General features: G+C 43.3%; 15 protein-coding genes and 1 pseudogene. 11 read left to right on the top strand and 5 right to left on the bottom strand.

Annotation, left to right across the window (positions count from 1 at the left end):
* Positions 1-443 precede the first annotated feature (443 nt).
* Positions 444-1,007, bottom strand: coding sequence for an alkyl hydroperoxide reductase subunit C (gene ahpC / locus NI461_RS05555; RefSeq protein ID WP_005097370.1), 564 nt, complete (start codon positions 1,005-1,007; stop codon positions 444-446).
* A gap of 352 nt (positions 1,008-1,359) precedes the next feature.
* On the opposite strand from ahpC, the gene hrpA reads away from it, so the two are divergent.
* The 5 genes from hrpA to NI461_RS05530 all read left to right on the top strand — a co-directional run bounded on the left by hrpA (position 1,360) and on the right by NI461_RS05530 (position 11,832).
* Positions 1,360-5,280 carry an ATP-dependent RNA helicase HrpA gene (gene hrpA, locus NI461_RS05550; protein ID WP_253156754.1) on the top strand — a complete coding sequence of 1,307 codons (3,921 nt, stop codon included), beginning with the start codon at positions 1,360-1,362 and terminating at the stop codon, positions 5,278-5,280.
* 30 nt (positions 5,281-5,310) lie between these two features.
* On the top strand, positions 5,311-6,423 hold the full coding sequence (locus NI461_RS05545) for a beta-ketoacyl-ACP synthase III (RefSeq protein ID WP_151203889.1): 1,113 nt from the start codon (positions 5,311-5,313) through the stop codon (positions 6,421-6,423).
* Between the two features lie 493 nt (positions 6,424-6,916).
* A complete protein-coding gene (locus NI461_RS05540) occupies positions 6,917-8,920 on the top strand; it encodes a hypothetical protein (RefSeq protein WP_151203888.1) in 2,004 nt (667 codons plus the stop codon).
* Between the two features lie 87 nt (positions 8,921-9,007).
* The gene (locus NI461_RS05535; protein ID WP_253156752.1) at positions 9,008-10,723 is read left to right on the top strand and encodes an AAA family ATPase; all 1,716 of its coding nucleotides are present in this window, start codon (positions 9,008-9,010) and stop codon (positions 10,721-10,723) included.
* Positions 10,724-10,848: 125 nt separating this feature from the next.
* Positions 10,849-11,832 (top strand): ion transporter, encoded by a 984-nt coding sequence (locus NI461_RS05530; RefSeq protein ID WP_174659976.1) that lies wholly within the window; start codon positions 10,849-10,851, stop codon positions 11,830-11,832.
* 180 nt (positions 11,833-12,012) lie between these two features.
* Here the strand turns inward: NI461_RS05530 and NI461_RS05525 are convergent, their stop codons facing one another.
* The gene (locus NI461_RS05525) at positions 12,013-12,465 is read right to left on the bottom strand and encodes a DUF441 domain-containing protein (protein ID WP_151203885.1); all 453 of its coding nucleotides are present in this window, start codon (positions 12,463-12,465) and stop codon (positions 12,013-12,015) included.
* 136 nt (positions 12,466-12,601) lie between these two features.
* Here NI461_RS05525 and NI461_RS05520 point away from each other — a divergent pair, with 136 nt between their 5' ends.
* Positions 12,602-13,309, top strand: coding sequence for a 16S rRNA pseudouridine(516) synthase (locus NI461_RS05520; RefSeq protein ID WP_151203884.1), 708 nt, complete (start codon positions 12,602-12,604; stop codon positions 13,307-13,309).
* 19 nt (positions 13,310-13,328) lie between these two features.
* On the opposite strand, the gene NI461_RS05515 is transcribed toward NI461_RS05520, so the two are convergent.
* The 3 genes from NI461_RS05515 to NI461_RS05505 all read right to left on the bottom strand — a co-directional run bounded on the left by NI461_RS05515 (position 13,329) and on the right by NI461_RS05505 (position 15,240).
* Entirely contained in the window at positions 13,329-13,772 is a 444-nt protein-coding gene (locus NI461_RS05515; protein WP_151203883.1) for an N-acetyltransferase, read from the bottom strand.
* 97 nt (positions 13,773-13,869) lie between these two features.
* The gene (locus NI461_RS05510) at positions 13,870-14,217 is read right to left on the bottom strand and encodes a type II toxin-antitoxin system RelB/DinJ family antitoxin (protein WP_151203882.1); all 348 of its coding nucleotides are present in this window, start codon (positions 14,215-14,217) and stop codon (positions 13,870-13,872) included.
* Between the two features lie 114 nt (positions 14,218-14,331).
* The gene (locus NI461_RS05505) at positions 14,332-15,240 is read right to left on the bottom strand and encodes a pseudouridine synthase (RefSeq protein ID WP_151203881.1); all 909 of its coding nucleotides are present in this window, start codon (positions 15,238-15,240) and stop codon (positions 14,332-14,334) included.
* 128 nt (positions 15,241-15,368) lie between these two features.
* On the opposite strand from NI461_RS05505, the gene tsaE reads away from it, so the two are divergent.
* From tsaE to NI461_RS05480, 5 genes and pseudogenes are all read left to right on the top strand, one after another.
* Positions 15,369-15,848, top strand: a complete 480-nt coding sequence (gene tsaE, locus NI461_RS05500; protein WP_151203880.1) for a tRNA (adenosine(37)-N6)-threonylcarbamoyltransferase complex ATPase subunit type 1 TsaE — start codon at positions 15,369-15,371, stop codon at positions 15,846-15,848.
* On the top strand, positions 15,838-17,808 hold the full coding sequence (gene mutL / locus NI461_RS05495) for a DNA mismatch repair endonuclease MutL (RefSeq protein WP_174659975.1): 1,971 nt from the start codon (positions 15,838-15,840) through the stop codon (positions 17,806-17,808). Before tsaE ends, mutL begins: the two co-directional genes overlap by 11 nt.
* A 6-nt stretch (positions 17,809-17,814) precedes the next feature.
* Positions 17,815-18,759: a tRNA (adenosine(37)-N6)-dimethylallyltransferase MiaA gene (gene miaA, locus NI461_RS05490; RefSeq protein WP_174659974.1), complete on the top strand. Its 945-nt coding sequence runs from the start codon at positions 17,815-17,817 to the stop codon at positions 18,757-18,759.
* Positions 18,760-18,852: 93 nt separating this feature from the next.
* Positions 18,853-19,374: an RNA chaperone Hfq gene (gene hfq, locus NI461_RS05485; protein WP_174659973.1), complete on the top strand. Its 522-nt coding sequence runs from the start codon at positions 18,853-18,855 to the stop codon at positions 19,372-19,374.
* Positions 19,375-19,550: 176 nt separating this feature from the next.
* Positions 19,551-20,209 (top strand): annotated as a pseudogene (locus NI461_RS05480) (IS5/IS1182 family transposase).
* The last annotated feature ends 11 nt before the right edge of the window (positions 20,210-20,220 follow it).

The raw sequence follows: 20,220 nt of genomic DNA, 5'->3' as shown, positions 1-20,220 counted from the left end.
AAGCCTTGTTTTATAACATTTTGTCTTGATAACCAATATGTTACAAATACAAGGCTTTTTTTTATACTCTTTTTTATATCGAACTCAGGTTAAATAAAAAACTGATCACGGCATTCATGGGTTTTATGATTGCGATTTTCCCGATGCTTTTATTATTTCCCAACCGTTCAATTCAATAGTTGCCATTATCTGCGCTAGTGCTATTCCTGTTTATTGCTCTGGCAGGGAGGAAGGAATATAAGCAGCTGGATATTTGAAAAGTTGATGTTTCGAGCCTTTGAACGATGATTTAAAAATTTTCATATGCAGTAAGTTTAAAGAGGTTCTCAATTATGGCTTGGCACTTTCACATCATGGCTAACCGGATAAAGTAAAATTTTTATTTTTAAATAAAAAACCACGCAAAAAGCGTGGTTTTTTTAATCAGTTTAATCTAATACAAATTAGATTTTACCAACTAGGTCGATTGAAGGAGCAAGAGTTGCATCGCCTTCTTTCCATTTAGCTGGGCAAACTTCGCCTGGGTGAGCGTGTACATATTGAGCTGCTTTAACTTTACGAAGAAGTTCTTGAGCATCACGACCGATACCACCCGCATTGATTTCAACGATCTGGATTTTACCTTCTGGATCAATCACGAAAGTACCACGGTCAGCAAGACCGTCAGCTTCGATTAATACGTCGAAGTTTTTAGCAAGAGTCCAGTTCGCATCACCAACCATGACGTATTGGATTTTTTTGATTTCTTCTGAAGAATCATGCCAAGCTTTGTGCGTGAAGTGAGTGTCAGTAGAAACTGAATAAATTTCAACACCTAACTTCTGGAATTCAGCATAGTTATCAGCAAGGTCACCTAGTTCAGTTGGGCAAACAAAAGTGAAGTCAGCTGGATAGAAGAATACAACAGACCATTTTCCTTTCAGGTCAGCTTCAGTTACTTCGATAAATTGACCATTTTGGAATGCAGTTGCTTTAAATGGTTTAACTTCAGTATTAATTAAGCTCATCATTGTCTCCATGATTGAGGTTTGTATTTAATTTCCAAAAGGATAACGGATTTTTTGTTATTGCTGAAACAGTATTTTTACATTATTAAGATCGGAAAAACCGAATTAACTAATATAAAGTTTACAATTCCACCAAATCTGACTTTTTGATCTATTCAATCACCTAAAGATGATAACTGAATGACAAAAGAGCAGTTCTTCAGCCTGCCTAAGAAGATGAAGGTTGAGGCCCTAAAATTCAAGGGTCTAGTTGAGGAAATTATAAAAATATTCAAAAATCCCAAGCTTCCGCTGACTGGCAATACAGCGTAAAATAGCAGTTTATTGTCTTTTTATATTAGGTGTTTTCTCAGTGCAGAGTCCTTTAAATGTAGATCAGCTCGTTATGGCGCGCGACCGCCATCGTTTAAATCGACTCCAAAAAGGTAAAGATGCAAATCTAAAACAATACGAAGAATTATTTGAAAAATCGCATGCCAAAGTCATGCAGCGTATTGAGCGCATTCCTGAGATTAACCTCAATCAGGATCTGCCTGTCAGCCAGTATGCCGACAAGCTGATTGAAGCCATCCAGCAGCATCAGGTGATTATTGTAGCGGGTGAAACCGGTTCAGGTAAGACCACGCAGTTACCTCAGATTGCGATGCTGGCGGGTCGGGGGCTGACGGGTCTGATTGGTCATACCCAGCCACGGCGTCTGGCAGCACGCAGTGTTTCGCAACGTATTGCCGAAGAGGTTGGGGAAAAGCTGGGAGAATCTATTTCCTTTAAAGTCCGTTTTAACCAGCAGGGTTCACAAGACTCTATAGTTCGTTTGATGACTGACGGTATTTTACTGGCAGAGCTGGCCCACGACCGTTTCCTGACCAAATATGACACTATCATTATTGATGAAGCCCATGAGCGCTCGCTGAATATCGACTTTATCATGGGCTATCTCAAGCAGCTGTTGCCACGTCGTAAAGATTTAAAAGTTATCATCACTTCTGCAACGCTGGATGTAAACCGTTTTAGTGATTACTTTAATGGTGCACCAGTTTATGAAGTGGAAGGGCGCAGCTATCCGGTCGAAGTCCGCTATCGTCCGATTTCAGAAATGAGCATTGGCGGCAGTGATGATGATGAGTTTGATGACTTTGAGGAAAACCTGCCGCGTGCTGTGGTTCGGGCCGTTGAAGAGTGTTTTGAAGATGCGCAGGAAAAAGGTCATCCTGAACATGCCGATATCCTGATTTTTGCCAGTACTGAACAGGAAATTCGTGAGCTGCAGGAGACTTTGCAGAAACATGGTCCAAGGCATACCGAAGTTCTCCCTTTATATGCCCGACTGGCGTTGGCTGACCAGCAAAAAATCTTCAATCCTTCCGGTGGGGGACGACGGATTATCATTGCAACCAACGTGGCAGAGACGGCACTGACCGTTCCGAATATCCGTTATGTAATTGATAGCGGTTTTGCTCGTATTTCACGTTATAACTATCGTTCACGGGTGCAGCGTTTACCGATTGAAGCTGTTTCCCAGGCGGCTGCCAATCAGCGTAAGGGGCGTTGTGGCCGTATTGCGCCAGGTGTCTGTATCCGTCTATATAGCGAAGAAGACTTTTTAAGCCGCCCTGAGTTTACCGAACCGGAAATTAAGCGGACCAACCTGGCCTCGGTGATTTTGCAGATGCAGAGTCTGGGCCTGGGCTCCCTGGAAAATTTCGATTTTATCGAGCCGCCTGATCATCGTCTGGTTAATGATGGCCGTAAGCTGCTGGTTGAATTAGGAGCGATGACTGAGAAAGGTTCTTCTAAAGTGACTGAAGAAAAGCCATCGGCGACTTCTTCCGCTTTAAAAAAAGGGGGAACACAGGGTGGATTAACCAAAATCGGTCAGCAGATGGCAAAAATGCCGATTGACCCGCGGCTGGCACGGATGATTCTCGGTGGTGCGCATTTTGGTGCGCTGAATGAAGTGCTGGTTATTGTTGCAGCCTTGGCTGTACAAGATCCGCGTGAGCGCCCCGCAGACAAGCAGATGCAGGCCGATCAGAAACATGCATTATTCCGTGAAGCAGATTCCGACTTTCTGTTTTATTTAAAACTCTGGGAAGCCCTGCACAATAACCGCGAAAGCATGAGTGAAAATAAACGCCGTAGTTTTGCGCGCAATCATTTCCTTAGCTGGTTACGTCTGCGGGAGTGGAAGAAAACCCATGAACAGCTGGTGGATCTGGCCAAAGGTTTAAAGCTGTCTTTTAATGAAAAGAAGACCAGTTATGAGAATCTGCATCGCGCGCTATTAACTGGTTTACTCTCTTTCATTGCCAATAAGACCGATGAGCGCAATGTATTTATGGCGGTGCGTCAGCAAAAGGCACGTATTTTCCCGGCTTCGACCTTACATAAAACCAATACGCCTTGGGTCATGGCCTTTGAAATGGTCGAAACTTCACAGGTGTATTTGCGTACCTTGGCGAAGATTGAACCAGAATGGATTTTGCTGGCCGCGCGTGACTTGCTCAAGCATCATTATTTTGAGCCGCACTGGTCGAAAAAAGCCGGCGTGGTCAATGCCTATGACCAGATTTCTTTATTTGGCCTGATTATTGAGCCAAAACGTCCGGTGAATTATGAAAAAGTCGATCAGGCCGCAGCGCACGAGATTTTCCTGCGCGATGCTTTAACCACGGGTCATCTGGGCATCAATCCGCCGTTCCTGAAGCATAATCTGCTCAAACTGGAAGAAGTGGAGCGAGTTGAAGACAAGTTGCGCCGCCGCGATCTGGTGGTCGATGAAGAAACGATTTACCAGTTTTATGCCTCGAAAGTACCGCCGGAAGTGGCCAGTCGCCGCAGTTTTGAAGACTGGCGTGCGACGGTCGAGCCACATGAGCCGCGTTATCTGTTTGTTGATGATGATGCCTTGTGGCTAAATGACCGTCCGACGACACAGCAGTTCCCTGACTATTTGCGTAATGGTGAATTACGTCTGGCCACCAGCTACCGTTTTGATCCAAGTCATGATGAAGATGGGGCGACGGTGAAGATTCCATTACAGGCATTGCCGCAAGTCGATGAAAATGTCTGGTCATGGGGTATTCCGGGTTGGCGTCTGGAGCTGATTGAAGCGCTATTAAAAAGCCTGCCTAAAGATAAACGCCGTGCTCTGGTGCCAATTCCAGATACAGCGCAAAAGCTGGCCGCCCGGATTGATGCGGTACATTTGCAGGAACATATTTTCAGTTTTCTGGCTTTCCAGTTACGGGGCGAGCAGATCAGCGAAAAAGATTTTAGCTTTGAGCGGGTCGAGCAATATCTGCTGCCACTCATTAAGGTGGTAGATGAAAAAGGCCGTGTGATTGAACAGGGCCGTGATCTGACAGAGTTAAAAGCACGTTGCCGTACAGAAACCCATAGTCCGGTCAAACAGCTGAAAGGTGAATTTAAAACCTTCCCGGAAAACTTTGTTTTTGAAGCCTCGCAAAAAGTCACAGGCGTGATGGTGAAGCAATATCAGGCACTGGTGCCGAGCAAAAAATTTGCTGTGCTGGAACAGAAAGATGAATCTGGTGTGGTCATTCAGACCTTTAATGATCAGGCTGAGGCCGTCAAACAGCATCGGGAAGGAATTATCCGGTTGGTGCATATGCAGCTGGGTGATCTGGTTCGCCAGCTGAAAAAGCAGATTTCCAAACCGTTGGCGCTGGCGTATTCGCCTCTGGGAGACAAAGCCCAGTTAGAGCAAATGTTAGTTTATGCCACACTGCAGATGTCAGTTAAAGAGCTGCCTGTCAATGTGCAAGAGTTTCAAAAAACAGTGGAAGATGTAAAAAAATCTTTCCTGACATATGGGCAAACTGCGCTCAAAGAGATCACGGATATTTATATTCAATGGCAGGAAATTCGTCGTAAACTCCTGGTGCTCGACGCTTCTATATTTGGAAAAAATATCGATGATATTGAGGACCAGCTTGATTTGATGAGTCTTTCTGACTTTGTTTACCAGAAACCATCCGACGTATGGCTGGAATTTCCACGCTATTTGAAAGCCTTGATCTTGCGTTTAGAGCGCTTGCCCAATAACCTACAGAGGGATGATTCCGCCATTGACCAAATTGATCCGTGGATGGAAAAATTATTTAAGTTTAAAAATGACGCTCGCCTTAAAGAATTGTATTTTATGGTCGAGGAGTTAAGGATCTCATTGTTTTCACAACCCATGAAAACGAAAACACCCATTTCTCCAAATCGCCTGCAAAAAGTATGGGAACGTCTGGGAATCAGTTAAGATATAGGTCATTTTGAGAAGGAGTTTTACATGGGCATCCGCATTACAGGTACTGGCTTGTTCCATCCAGAAGAGGTCATTACCAATGAAGAGTTAGTTGAAAGTTTAAATGCTTATGTGGAACTGTATAATCACGAAAATGCCGACAAGATCGCAGCAGGCGAACTGGAAGCGCGTCGTGGTTCTAGCGCAGAATTTATTGAAAAAGCATCAGGTGTACAGCGCCGTTATGTCGTTGAGAAAAGCGGGATTCTAGATCCGAAACGTTTACGTCCAAATTTACGTGAACGTTCAGATGATGAAATCTCACTTCAGGCTGAATGGGGCGTTATTGCTGCTCAACAGGCCATGGAAAATGCCGGTGTAACTGCTGAAGATATTGATATCGTAATTTTGTCATGTTCCAACCTGCAACGTGCTTATCCGGCCGTGGCGATTGAAATCCAGACGGCTTTGGGAATTCAGGGCTATGCCTATGATATGAACGTCGCCTGTTCAGCAGCGACCTTTGGTTTGAAGCAGGCGCATGATGCGATCAAAGCGGGCAGCGCACGTCGTGTGTTATTGGTAAATGTGGAAATTACTTCTGCACATACCGATTTCCGTTCACGTGACTGTCACTTTATTTTTGGTGATGTGGCCACCGCTTCCATCATTGAAGATACAGAGACTAAAACCGGTTTTGAAATTCTGGATACCCAGCTTTTTACCCAGTTCTCGAACAATATCCGCAATAACTTTGGTTTCCTGAATCTCTCAGAAAATGCAGATATTGATGATAAGCGTTTCCGTCAGGACGGCCGTAAAGTCTTTAAAGAAGTGTGTCCACTGGTGGCGAAAATGATCACCGCCCAGCTGGAAAAAAACCAGATTGTACCTACAGATGTAAAACGCTTCTGGTTGCACCAGGCCAATGCCAGTATGAATGAACTGATTTTGAAACTGGTGGTGGGCAAAGAAAATGCCAAACCGGGTCTGGTACCGATCATTCTGAATGAATTCGCCAACACCTCTTCTGCAGGGGTAATTATTGCTTTACACCGTACTGCAAATGAAGTTGAAGATGGTGAATATGGCGTGCTGTGTTCATTTGGTGCGGGCTATTCTGTAGGCTCAATCCTGGTACAAAAGCATGTTGCCTAAGCCAGAAGCGCTATTACAGGTCTACTGCAATGCACATCGCTAATTCATTATATCTAGAGCCTCATTGCGGTTCCGATAATGATGAATAAGGGGTAAAAGAAACATCAAATGGCCATGAGCAGTACGCTGATTATGGCCATTGTTAGGTGCTGCTATACTCAAATAATGCTTTTCCCAACGCTTATCTTTTTTGTTTTTAGCCTATGCGGCCGTAATCTATTGTACATGGGCAGACTTTGGAGGAATTGATCAGCTTTTGTGACCGTTCACAACTCGAAATCTCTGAGGTTTAAGCAATTACTGTCAGGTGTCTGCAAGATCATTTAGCGGTCTTTTTTTAATTTTTACTTTGCTTTACAGTAAGTCGAAATAGTTTAAAAATAATAATTGGTTTTTTAAGCCTGCACGTGCAGAACTGTTTTTAAAGACAATCGCTTCTAGGCCTATGACTCAATATGCTTCAATAGAAAAATAAAATGATGGGGATTCATATATGGAACAGGATAGCCTGCTACGGCGTTTAAAGCAGTCTGCTCAACAAAGTCTCAGTATTTTCCCCAATCTGAACGAACTTTATCTCGATCAGATGGCGCTGATTGGCCAGCTGAATGCGCAAAACCTGTTCAAGATTTATCAAGAGCAGCACCGGATTGATCTGCTCAATGGAATGTTTTATATCCAGTTTTATACGCCCAAGGATTTAGATCAGCAACGGGCACATGTCTTGGCGGAGGCTCATTTTGATTTTAAACAGGCCAAAGCCGAAGCACTGGAAGATTTCTTTTTTCAAGATATTTACTTTTTAACCGGTGATTTAAAACCCCAGCATTCACTTTTTTTAAGAGACAAGGCCAAGTCGTTACGCCAGATTCTTATAGATCAGGTCTATGCCTGGGTAGAGGGGCCGAAGCGGGTTGCTGAATGTTTGAGCCAGATATCAGCTGTTCAAGCCGAAATTATGGACTCTCTGATGATTCAGGCAGAGCTGTATCATCAACCGTTGCTGTATGCCTATGTCCAGCATGGACAAGAAATTCCTGTCGAGATTTTGAACCGCTTGCAGCAGGTTTTTTCCTTACACTACTTACAGTCGAATGAGTTCCTGTCGATTCAATCCTTGATGGATAGTTTAGATGAGTTTTGTTTTAGTGCAGCCGAGTTCCTGCATCCGGCGACTCTCCGGATTATGGCATTATCTTTTGAGAACCGTTTTAACCTGTATGAGCTGAATGAGCATATCGATGATATTCGACTGTTATATCGTCATGCTGAAGAGCAAAGTAATCTGTTGGGCTTTGTTCGTCTAATGAACCGCGAGATCTGGCAACGGGATGACTTGTTATCCAAGCGCAATTTTCTGGAAAATGACAGTTATTTGTGGCAAAAAAAGGTGGCTAATTTCCCCCTATTTGATTGCAAGCGCACGGTTAACTGGCTATTTAAACAGTCTGCCGAGGTGCTGGATTGGCTGAGCATGAATATTCAGCACAGCAGTGTACGGGTGGCCGCGACCGCTTTAAGCTTTATTGATAGCCATCATATTCATCCACAAATCATTCTGGCCACCCTGCAATATTTTCAATATGTGGCAGCGCGTCTGTTCATTCATAGTGCGCATCAATATGCGATTCAATATGGCTGGTTTCAGCATCAGCAGAATCAGAAGGTTGCTCTGAAAGGTACTGGCCAAGCCTATGAAGATCAGCGTATTGCCATTAGCCCCTCCATTTTGTATCTGGATGAGTGGAGAGGCTTATTACGGGATATGGCACTGAATGATCATATGACTAAAAAGGTGTATACCAATTTAAGCCGGGTCATGCAGGCATTTATGCAACATTTATATAAAGCCACTCAGGATCTGCCAGTAGATGTGCTGGCCTATATTCGCCCGCAGACACAGCAGGACCGCGATTTTTATCATGTATTGCAGCGGAACCGCATTCCTTTTGTAGAGTTTCGAAAGCGCTTTTATTTGCAGAACCAGCATGTGCGTGAGTCAGTTTTTAATGGTTATGTGCGTGATTATTTACCGGAATATTTTTCTACTCATGCTGATGTGGCTAAAAATCTGACTTGGAGCAGCCTGTTCGCTCAAGCCGTAGCGTGGCATAACCATATTCAGAAACAAGAAATTGTCGCCAAGCTTAAAAAGGAGTTTGCCCTAGCGAGCTGGACAGCACGTACCCAGGCACCGTTTTTACTGTATTTTAATTGGCGCTTTGAGGAGTTAAAAAGTTTAGACCGGATTCTTGAGGAAGCTCGAATATTCAGGAATTGTCTGGCTGCAAGTTACGCACAGCGGATCGTTGAAGGAGAATATGTGGCCTTTCGGATGTCACATCCCGATATTCATTTACCGCTGATTTTGGGTTGCCAGTTACAGGATGGGCATGTAATTTTTGACCAGCTGGAGTATCCGAACAATCAAAAAGCGGAACTGGAATACATCAATATTGCCCAGCATTTTATTGACTGGCTCAACCTGCAAGCCTGACCGGATTTAGGCCTTTTCCGCCGTGATGCTTAACTTTTCCGCCAAAAATCGTTAGGCTATAGCCGTTCTTTTAGGGTATCTCTTTTTATGAAACAGGAAACTGCGCTTAAGTTATTAAAAGCAGGAGAAAATGTCTTTTTAACCGGTTCTGCAGGGGCAGGCAAAACCTATACGCTCAATCAATATATCAATTATCTAAAAGCCCGTAAGGTCTCTGTCGCAATTACGGCCTCGACCGGTATCGCGGCGACGCACATGAACGGAATGACGATTCACACTTGGGCGGGTATCGGGATTAAGGACTTTTTGTCTGACGAAGACTTAAAGCGCATGAAAGAGCGTAAATACCTAAAAGAACATCTGGAAAATGCGCAAGTCCTGATTATTGATGAAATCTCCATGTTGCATGCCAAGCAGCTGAATTTGGTCAATCAGGTACTGAAATATTTCAAGGAAAGCGATGAGGCTTTTGGCGGCATTCAGGTAATTGTAGCAGGTGACTTTTTCCAGTTACCGCCAGTGGGTAAAAATGATGAGCGTAATCGGGACAAATTCTGTTTTATGTCTGAAGCTTGGGTCGAAGCCAAGTTTCGGGTGTGTTATCTGACTGAGCAGCATCGTCAGGGCAATGATTATCTGAATGATATTTTAAATGCGATTCGTGCTCAGGCCATTACGCAGGAGCATCTGGCCGCCCTGCATAGCACACGTCAGCAAGAAATCGGCGAGACTTATACGCGTCTGTATACCCATAACATGGATGTGGACAGTATTAACTTTAAACATCTGAATGAAATTGATCAGGAGCCACGGCAGTTCGATGCGCAGTGTGATGGAAATGAAAAACTGATTGAAACCTTAAAATCATCCGTGAGAGCCCCCGAGGCTTTAACCCTGAAAAAACATGCCAAAGTGATGTTCGTGAAAAATAACTTTGATATGGGTTATATCAACGGCAGTTTGGGGGAAGTCATTGGTTTTGAAGATGATGATGAATATGGCATTCTGCCTAAAGTGAAACTCACCGATGGAACCACCTTGCTTGTTGAGCCTGAAACCTGGTCGGTCGATAATGAAGCGGGTAAAACCATTGCCAGTTTCCAGCAGATTCCCTTACGTCTGGCCTGGGCCATTACCATTCATAAATCTCAAGGCATGACATTAGAGGCGGCTGAAATTGACCTCAACCATACCTTTGAAAAAGGGCAGGGCTATGTGGCGCTGTCACGTTTAAAGACTTTAAGTGGATTACGCCTGAAAGGTTTTAATGAACAGGCTTTAGAGCTTGACAGTTTGGCGATTAAAGCAGATCGCCGTTTTCAGGAACTGTCTGATGAAGCCGAGGCCAATTTTTCCCATGTCGATTTGACTACTCAGCATAAGGCCTTTATTCGTCACTGCGGCGGAACCTTGAATGAAACTGAAATTCAGCGTAATGAAAGGAAAATTGCCAAAAGTGGCGCTAAAACCAATTATACTGCTGCCACGCTGGATGAAACCCGTGAACTGTTTGAAGAAGGCTATGAAATTGCTGATATTGCGACAGAACGTGGTCTGACGCCTGCAACCATTATTAATCATTTGGGCCGTTTGCAGAAGGAACGAGGACTGGATATTTCAATCGCTCATCCGGGGGAAGAAGTGGTTGAGCAAGTGCGCAAGATTTATAAACGTCTGACTAAACGCCAAAACTCTGATCATTTTAATGATGATGGCAGTATTAAATTACGCCCGATTGTCGAGCTGACCAGTCCGCGGATGGGCTATGATCAGGTGCGTCTGGCCTTACTGTTTGTTGAATAACCTTGCGTGAAGTACTGAAGATGGATGTTTGATGAATACTTTATCATTTATCCGGCATTCCATCTTTTTCAACTTGAATTAACAGATTAAAATAGAAAGTACTCTCAATCACAATCTGCACGAATATGGTATTTACCACGTGGTACTCACTCAGAAAATTCGTTTATAACAATTTACATAATGAAGAATACGAAACAAAATTTAGCCGGATCATTAACTATTTTTTAATTTTACTGATCATTAGTAATGCCAGCGCCGTATTATTGGAATCAGTAAATGATATTTATCAATCTTATTCGTTGTTTTTTGATTTATTTGAATATTTTTCTATTCTAGTTTTTTCCATTGAATATCTCTTGCGTTTTTGGTCTATCGCCGAAGAGAGTCCCTTTGAAAGTGCATGGAAGAATCGCCTGAATTGGGTAAAAAGCGGTGGAGCAATGATTGATTTATTAGCCATTCTACCGGCTTATATCAATTTTTGGGTGCCGATCGACTTACGTTTTCTCAGAATTTTACGGCTGTTACGACTGTTAAAGTTGACACGGTATTTTGTGTCCTTGCAAATTCTCTTGCGCGTGATTGAACGTGAAAAAGGTTCTTTTCAGGCAGTCGTATTTATTTTGAGCATCATGATTGTCATGGCAGCCGCCTGTATATATGTGGTTGAGAGCAAGGCGCAACCAGAGGTATTTACTTCAATTCCGGCTTCTATGTGGTGGGCGGTGGTCACACTCACCACTGTGGGGTATGGAGATGTGACCCCTATTACGCCTGTAGGGCGTTTTTTAGGTGCACTTATTACCATTTTAGGGGTAGGGTTAGCCGCGTTGCCGGCGGGTATTTTAGCCACGGGTTTAACGCATGAGCTAGAACAACGTAAACAAAATCTGGAATTAAAGTTTAGAGAATTATTACAAAATGCTGAAATCGATTTATTGATTGATCAAGAGAAAATTGAAAATATTCGCAAAGAGGTCGGGCTGAGTATGGAGCAGACGCAGGATATTATTTTTCAATTGATGCGTGAGCAACGCGAAGAAGCATTACAGCAAGAGCGGGAACACTATGCTTATTGTCCACATTGTGGGAAAAAACTACCGGATTGAAATGCTTATCCAAAGGGCTTAAAACTATTCTAATAGGTGACTGCTTAAGCTTTGGAACGGAAATTATTGAGTACATGGCTGCGATAAATGGATATGCCAGGAAGCTACAACAGGGATGTTTCAAAACATCTTCTTTTTCCTAGATTACGCTTTGTTACACTTGATGCGAATTCACTCCCATTATCTGGTTCCAATCAATAACGATAAAATTCCGGCTGCAATCAATGGTCCCACCGGTACGCCACGCAGGACAGCTACACCTGCGACTGTACCAATCAACAGGCCGGCCACTACATCTGGCTGATTTGCCATCAGTTTGACCCCACGTCCACCGAGCCAGGCCACAAAAAGACCAATACTAATCGCCAGTAAAGATTTCCAGCTAAGAAAAGATTTCAGAATGCTTTCCCCAGGAATTTTTCCACTCGCAATCGGGGCCAATACGCCAATCGTTAAAATAATAATCCCGATATTTAGCCCGTGCTGCTGAACATAAGGAAGTAGGTCATGCAGTGGCGTAATTTTAAGTACAATCAGCACCGCTGCAGCAATGGTCACTGCACTATTATGGCTAAATATACCGCAAGCCAGTAAAACCAAAAGAACAATCAGGTTTAAATCAAGTTGGGACATAAGAGATAGAAAAATGAAACTTCACAGGATTATAGGCTTTTTAACCTGAGAGGGGGAGAAAAACCGGACAGCGCAGAATCTTGATGGAATTTCAGTATAGAATGCGCCTATCTCCCGTTTAAGCAGGTTCAAACAGATGCTATTAGAGAAAATGTTGCAATCACAAGGTTTCGGTTCACGTAAGCATTGCCAGCAACTAATTAAGAATGGTGCTGTTTCAATTCAGGGAGAAATCATCGATGAACCCAAATATAAGCTCAATCTGCAAGACCTTATATTTAGTGTCTATGGTCATGAACATCGCTACCGGGAAAAAGTCTATATCGCTTTAAATAAGCCTCAAGGCTATGAATGTTCCCATCAGGCCACACATCACTTCAGTGTTTTTGACCTGTTTGACGACATTCTGTTGAATCGCGGCCTGCAATGTGTGGGTCGTCTGGATCAGGATACCACCGGGCTGTTACTGCTGACAGATGATGGTCAGTTTCTGCAAGCCCTGACGCACCCGAAAAAGCATGTGGCAAAGGTTTATCAGATGACCACAGCCGATCCGATTACAACGGAGCAGATTCAGCAGCTGGAACAGGGAGTTGAGCTAAGAAATGAAAAAGGTATCTTTGCAGCGACCCATATCAGTCGTCTGGATGAAAAACGTTTACAAATGACCATTCATCAAGGGGTGTATCATCAGGTTAAGCGTATGCTGGCTGCAGTGGGAAATAAAGTTGAGCAGCTACATCGTGCCCAGATTGGGGCATTGGCATGTAATGACTTGGGGGATGGGGAATGGATTTATTTGACCGAAGAACAGGTGGCTCAGGCAAAATTCCGTTCAGAATAACAAGCTCAAGTTAAAAGGTTTATTTTAAAAAGCAGTGGTAAGTCTGAAACTCATCATCTTTAACAAATCCCATGGATTCATACAAGTGGTGGGACTGGTAATTGTTCTTTTGGGTTTCCAGACTGATTCTTAAGGCCTGTTGATGTTTGGCAAATAAAACTGCTGTATCAATCAACTGTTTGGCTGCGCCCTGACGGCGATAAGCCGGGCTGATATAAACATCATCCAAAATATAATAAGTGGAACAGGCAACTGAGGAAAAACCTAAATACAGCACAATAAAGCCAATTAAGGCCTCATCTTTAGTATTAATGAAAATAACGGTTTGACCATCTTCAAAACGCTGTTTCAGGAATTGATGGGAAAGATCGAAATTGGAAGAAGCACCATAAAACTGGCGATACTCATCAAATAAAACAGCCAGATTATGCAGATCTTCCGACTGGGCACGTCGTACAATCATTGGCTTACTCCATGCTAATTTTGCTTGATCATTAGCATAAAGCATAGCGAAATTAGCCAGAGGAGGGACTTAAGAATTGTTCCTAAGTGCAACAATGTTAAATTTTGTCGCTTTCACCCAAAATTGCATTAAGTTCTTCAAATAAATCAAGATGATCATCATCTGCAACCAGTTCTTGATGATCTGCTGCCTGAGCAGTAGTAACCGGATGAAGGGCTTGCTCTGCTCTCAGTTCATTTTGCTTCAGTTTGCGCAATTTAATCAGCTGCTCCAGATCGATATTCTGGTTCTCGATGGAGAAAGGAATTGACTTGGTAATAACAACCTGTTTAAAAAACAGCCGCACTGCCTGAGCGGGTGTAATCCCTAATTGCTTAAATACTGCAAAAGCCTGTTTCTTTTCTTGGGAATCCAGGCGAATTTGATAGACTTCAGTTTTTCTCATAATATTTTCAAAGCTTTAAATTACTTAACTTTTCGCATTTATTCTAATCATTTAATGTTGAATTTCAATCTTAAAGCGACCGATTTTAGAAAATAATCTGTAATGACAAGCGATTTACAGTGTCAATTCAAATTTTGAACTAAAACTCATCTGTTGTTCTGTGAGCGGATCCTTAAACTGGAGCTGTTTGGCAAGCAGTTTTAAAGGCTGGGAAAAGTCATATTCAGCTTTATGCACCACTTCGGGATAAAAAGGATCATGTTGAATCGGGATATTTAAATGATTCAAATGGACGCGCAGCTGATGCTGTTTTCCGGTATGGGGGTGCAGTTCATATTTCGCCCATTGCCCTTTGTGTTCTAGCAGTTGAATAAGCGTTTCACTATTTGGCTCACCTTCAACGATCTGCATGGTATAAAAAGGCTGCCCTTTTTCCATTTTCAGGCTTAAAGTCATCGGGAAGTTTAAATCAGGACGATAAGCGGCAATCGCATGATAGGTTTTTTGTACTTGCCGGGTCGCAAACATCTGCTGATAGGCACCACGCGATTCTACACATTTGGAAATCAGCACAACTCCGGCAGTTTCACGGTCCAGTCGGTGAATCGGGCTAAGATGCTCATTTCCGGTCTGCTGTTTTAGCCGGACGAGTAACGTTTCCTGTACATACTGTCCGGTGGGACTCATGGTCAAAAAGTGTGGCTTGTCGACCACCAGCAGATGTTCGTTTTCAAACAGAATCTGATGCTGAAAGGGAACATGGGCTTCATAAGCCAAAAAGCGATAGTAAAAACAGTGCGTGTTGGGCTGAAAGGGACTCTCTACCGTTAAGACTTGGCCCTGAGCGTCATACACCAGACCGAGCTCAAAGCGGGACTGCCATTCGCGGGGTTCGATGTGCCGGAACTGCTGACATAAATAAGCATAAATGGTCGCAGGACGGGGGGAAACAGCTTGCAAAAAAACTTTACTCGCACTTACGCCATTCAGCATAGGTGGCTTAAAATCAACAGGCGAATGCATGATTAGGTCGCAAGCTCTCTTATTAAAACAGATGCTGTGAAAAAACACAGTTTCTCACAGAGGTGAATAGGCTTTTAAAGTGCTGCGATGCTATCATAATTATTCTTTTATCGCATGTCGTGAGTAATATGCCTTATTCCTTGAATGTCACTTTAAATCATGAAGAAGATACCCGAAAATTGGCCAAAGTTCTGGCAGAAACCTTTCCTGCTGGTGTTGTCTATTTGATTGGTGACTTGGGGGCAGGGAAAACTACATTAACGCGCTATTACTTGCAGCAGCTTGGCCACAAAGGCTCGGTAAAAAGCCCCACCTATACTTTGGTCGAGCCGTATCAAATTAATGAGCAGGATATTTTTCATTTTGACCTGTATCGTCTAAATGACCCTTATGAGCTTGAATTGATGGGCATTCGAGATTATCTGGAAACGCCGAATGCGTTATTTTTATTTGAATGGCCATCTAAAGGTGGGGATGAAATTCCACAGGCAGATTTAATTATTGAAATTTTAAAATCCGAAGATGAACTTACACGTACTGTGAGTTTGATTTCATCTAATCTGGCATTAAAACAGGCTTTGGAGCGCGAATTTTCACATGGTTCATGATCTCAGTATACGCCGTATCCGTGCACTTGATCCGGCACTTGCCAACCAGATTGCAGCGGGAGAGGTGATTGAACGTCCCGCATCTGTGGTGAAGGAATTACTGGAAAACTCAATTGATGCAGGAGCAACCGAGCTGCTGATCCGGGTGGAACAGGGCGGCAGTACACTGATTGAAATCACTGATAATGGACGTGGTATCCATCATGAAGATTTGCCATTGGCTGTGCTGCGTCATGCGACCAGTAAAATTCAGACTGCGGAAGAGCTGCATGCCATTAACAGTCTCGGATTTCGTGGGGAGGCTTTGGCATCGATTGCTGCTGTATCGCGTTTAAGTCTGACCAGTAGCCAGAATGAAGACGGCATTGGCTATCAGGTCGAAGTCAATGGGACCGCGTTTGAACATCAGGAAATTCAGCCGGTCGCGGCGCCTAAAGGCACCCAGATCCGGGTGCAGGATTTATTCTTTAATGTACCGGCACGACGTAAATTTCTGAAAAAGCCTGGAACCGAATTTGGGCATATTGAAGAAATTGTCCGCCGTATGGCGTTGACCCATTTTAATATCCGTTTTGTTCTGGAACACAATGACAGCATCAAACTGAATCTGCCAGTGGCAGACAGTGGCGCATTACGCTTTCAGCGGGTGCAGCAGTTACTTGGCCGCCAGTTTACTGAAAATGCTTACTGGATGGATGCGGATAGTATTAACATGCGTTTATCGGGTTGGCTCGGTCATCCCTCTGATGCACGTGCACAGGCTGATCTGCAATATGTCTATGTGAATGGGCGGATTGTCAAGGATAAGACCATTTCCCATGCCTTGCGTATGGCGTATGACGGTATTCTGCATGGTCATCAGCATGCGGCCTATTTACTGTTTCTGGAAATTGACCCGGAAAGTATTGATGTCAATGTGCATCCGACCAAGCATGAAATACGTTTTCTGAACCAGCGTGAAGTGCATGAGTTTGTACGGCATTATGCCAAGGAAACCTTGGCACAGTTCCAGACGGCGAGTGCTGATCTGTCAGAGGCAATGAAGACTGAAGGTGAAGCTGTGGCGAGTGCATCTCAACCACGCTATCAGGAGCAATTCAGCCTGCACCAGTCAGTGACAGCCCAAATGCCAGCTCACTCGTCCACTGTTCCTGTTCAGGACGAAAATGCACCTTTGGATATACTGACAGATTTTGAATCCTCACGGCCGCAAACTGTGCATTATGCGCCAGATTACAGTAAATCTTATACTGGTTCACAGCAACTCAATAATGCCTTAAAAAGCTATCTGGCACCCTTGCGAGAGCTTGATACTGTTACCGATGCGTCTGTTGGCGATAGCTTTCAGACTCATCTGCAAAGCAAAGTCGATGAACACCCTTTAGGCATTGCCATTGCCCAGCTGCACGGCATTTATATTCTGGCACAGAATATCGAAGGCCTGATTATTGTGGATATGCATGCGGCACATGAACGTATTTTGCTGCAACAGATGAAAATGGCCTGGGACAAGCCGGAATTCTGGATGTCACAACAATTGCTGATACCTAAAGTCGTGAATATCAGCCGGATGCAGGCCATGCGGATTGATGAGCTGAGAGATCAGCTGGCACGTCTGGGGCTGGAAATTGATCAGTATGGTGATGAGCAGGTGATTGTACGTGGTGTACCGGCCATTTTGCACAAAGCCGATTTTGATGCCTTGATTCCTGAACTTCTTAATGACCTTGATCCCAATGATCAGGCGCAGGGCTTATTGCAGAAACGTGACCAGATTCTGGCAGGCATGGCTTGTCACGGTGCAGTACGTGCCCATCGTATTTTAAGTCTATCTGAAATGAATGCTTTATTGCGTCAGATGGAACACACTGAATTTGCGAGTCAATGTAATCATGGTCGTCCAACCTGGCGAGCTTTTCCATTGGCTCAACTTGATAAACTTTTTGCTCGGGGAGAGTAGTCTTACATGTCCAATCAACTGCCGGTCATCAATTTAATGGGACCAACTGCAAGCGGTAAAACTGCTTTGGCATGTGAACTTTATGAGCAAGGAAATTTTGAACTGATTTCAGTTGATTCAGCCTTGGTTTACCGGGAGATGGATATTGGTACAGCCAAGCCCTCAAAAGAGGAACTGGCGCGTTATCCGCATCATCTGATCGATATTATTAGTCCGCTGGAAGTCTATTCTGCGGCAAACTTTGTCGAAGATGCCTGCAAACTGATTGATGAGATTCATGCCCGTGGCAAGACTCCGATTTTAGTGGGTGGCACTATGCTGTATTTTAAGGCGCTATTAGAGGGGTTGTCGGATAATTTGCCAAGTGCAGACTATACGGTTCGTGCTGAGATTGAAGATCAGGCTATACGTGAAGGCTGGGAGGCCGTCTATGCAGAATTGTGTCGGGTTGACCCGGTCGCTGGACAAAAGTTCAAGCCAAGTGATAAACAGCGCATCATCCGTGCCTTGGAAGTCTTTAGGCTGACAGGTGAGCCGATTACAAAACTACAAGCAGAACAACCAAAAAATCAACCATATCGTTACAGTTTCCATAATTATGCCCTGATGCCAGATCGGGTAGAATTGCACAAACGTATTGAGATACGGCTTGAATTAATGTGGAAAAACGGATTTTTGAATGAAGTTAAGGAGTTAATGGGAAAATACGATTTTGATGATAATTTACCGTCAATGCGTTCAGTCGGTTATCGTCAGGCCATAGAATTCTTAAAAAATGGCAATATAAGTAGCGAAAAACAACGAGAAATGGAAGATAAGGCTTTGTTCGCAACACGACAACTTGCAAAACGTCAATATACCTGGTTGAGATCTTTGCAAGAAAAGCATAAATTTACTACATATTTTACGCTCGAGCAGGCCCAAGAAGACTTGCGAAACTGTCACGGATAAAGCAAAATTTAGAGACTATCTTTTTTATAATTTTTAATTGAAAAATAGAGATAGTTTTTTGCGCTGATTTTTAATTTTTTTTGGAGTTATAACATGTCTAAAGGTCAAACTTTACAAGATCCGTTTCTGAATTCTCTTCGTAAGGAACGTATTCCTGTTTCTATCTTCCTGGTAAACGGTATCAAATTACAAGGTCATATTGAATCTTTTGACCAATATGTTGTTTTATTAAAAAATACAGTAAGCCAAATGGTTTACAAACATGCAATTTCAACTGTAGTTCCTGCACGTAATCCACGTCCTGCTGGTGCACCTGCTGGTCCTCAAGGTGCGGGCTTTGGTGGTCAAGGCGCGGGTGGCTTTGGTGGTCAAGGTGGCTTTGGTGGTCAAGGCGCAGGCGGCTTTGGTGGTCAAGGCGGCTTCGGTCAAGGTGCTGGCGGTTTCGGTGGCCAAGGTGGTTTCGGTGGCCAAGGTGGCTTCGGTCAGGGTGCTGGCGGTTTTGGTGGTCAAGGCGCGGGCTTTGGTGGTCAAGGCGCAGGCTTTGGTGCTCAAGGCACAGGCTTTGAGAATGACTCGAAATTTGAAGATTCTTCAGACGACGAAAACAATCGTTAATCGAATCTGAAATAAAAAAACCTCTCTATTGAGAGGTTTTTTTATAAGTATTAATTTTAAACCTATAAAAAAATTTGATGTTGTAGTGTCGGATCTATAGATATTCTTTTCCCAAAAAATAGCGAGATAGTACAATCAATCGCTAACCCGATTTTACACTCATTACACCTCATACCATGCTGACATCAACGCGGTCTAAGTTAAGAACTATTTTTCTTAATTTTTGTCTTTATACCGAATGAAATTTTATTGAAACTATTTTTTATCCGATTTGACTAGGTTAGTCTTGGTGAGATTTACTTACCGCCTTTAGGAAATCCAATATAATATTCAAGCAGTTTTCTCGATGGTCAAAAATAAACTATTCAAACTATTTAATTTCCTCTGACGTTGCTTCAGAGTGGATATTTATTGGTGCAAGCTAGGCGCACACATCAGTCTGCTACGGGCATTCAAAATCAAGGTATTTCAAAAGTATCGGTGGAGACAGTGCTCAAATTCATTTAGGAGTCGATTTAAATGGTAATCCTAGAATTATCATTGGGGATGAGACAAGCTATAAGGTCCAAGTTTCTCCTGTTTTGGTTGTTTGTTGGGGAGTGGCAGAAACTGATATTATTGCTGATAAAAGTTATGATGGAAACTCACTAAGAGAAAAAATCAATATATTCAAATTTAAATGAATGTTTCGGGAAGAATTCACTCGAAGTCTGGCGGTAAAAATATAGATCGGTATGTATATGAAATGAGGCCTTTAGTTGACAATAGCTTTGCAAGCTTAAAACAGCTTAGAGGTATGGCTACTCGGTATGATCAGCTAAAGCGAAATTATTAAAGTGCGGTTTT

This window comes from Acinetobacter sp. S4400-12 (assembly GCF_024129495.1).
Lineage (GTDB): Bacteria > Pseudomonadota > Gammaproteobacteria > Pseudomonadales > Moraxellaceae > Acinetobacter > Acinetobacter lwoffii_C.
The sequence above is the reverse complement of the archived record's forward strand: the minus strand, read 5'-3'. Positions and strand labels throughout refer to the sequence as shown.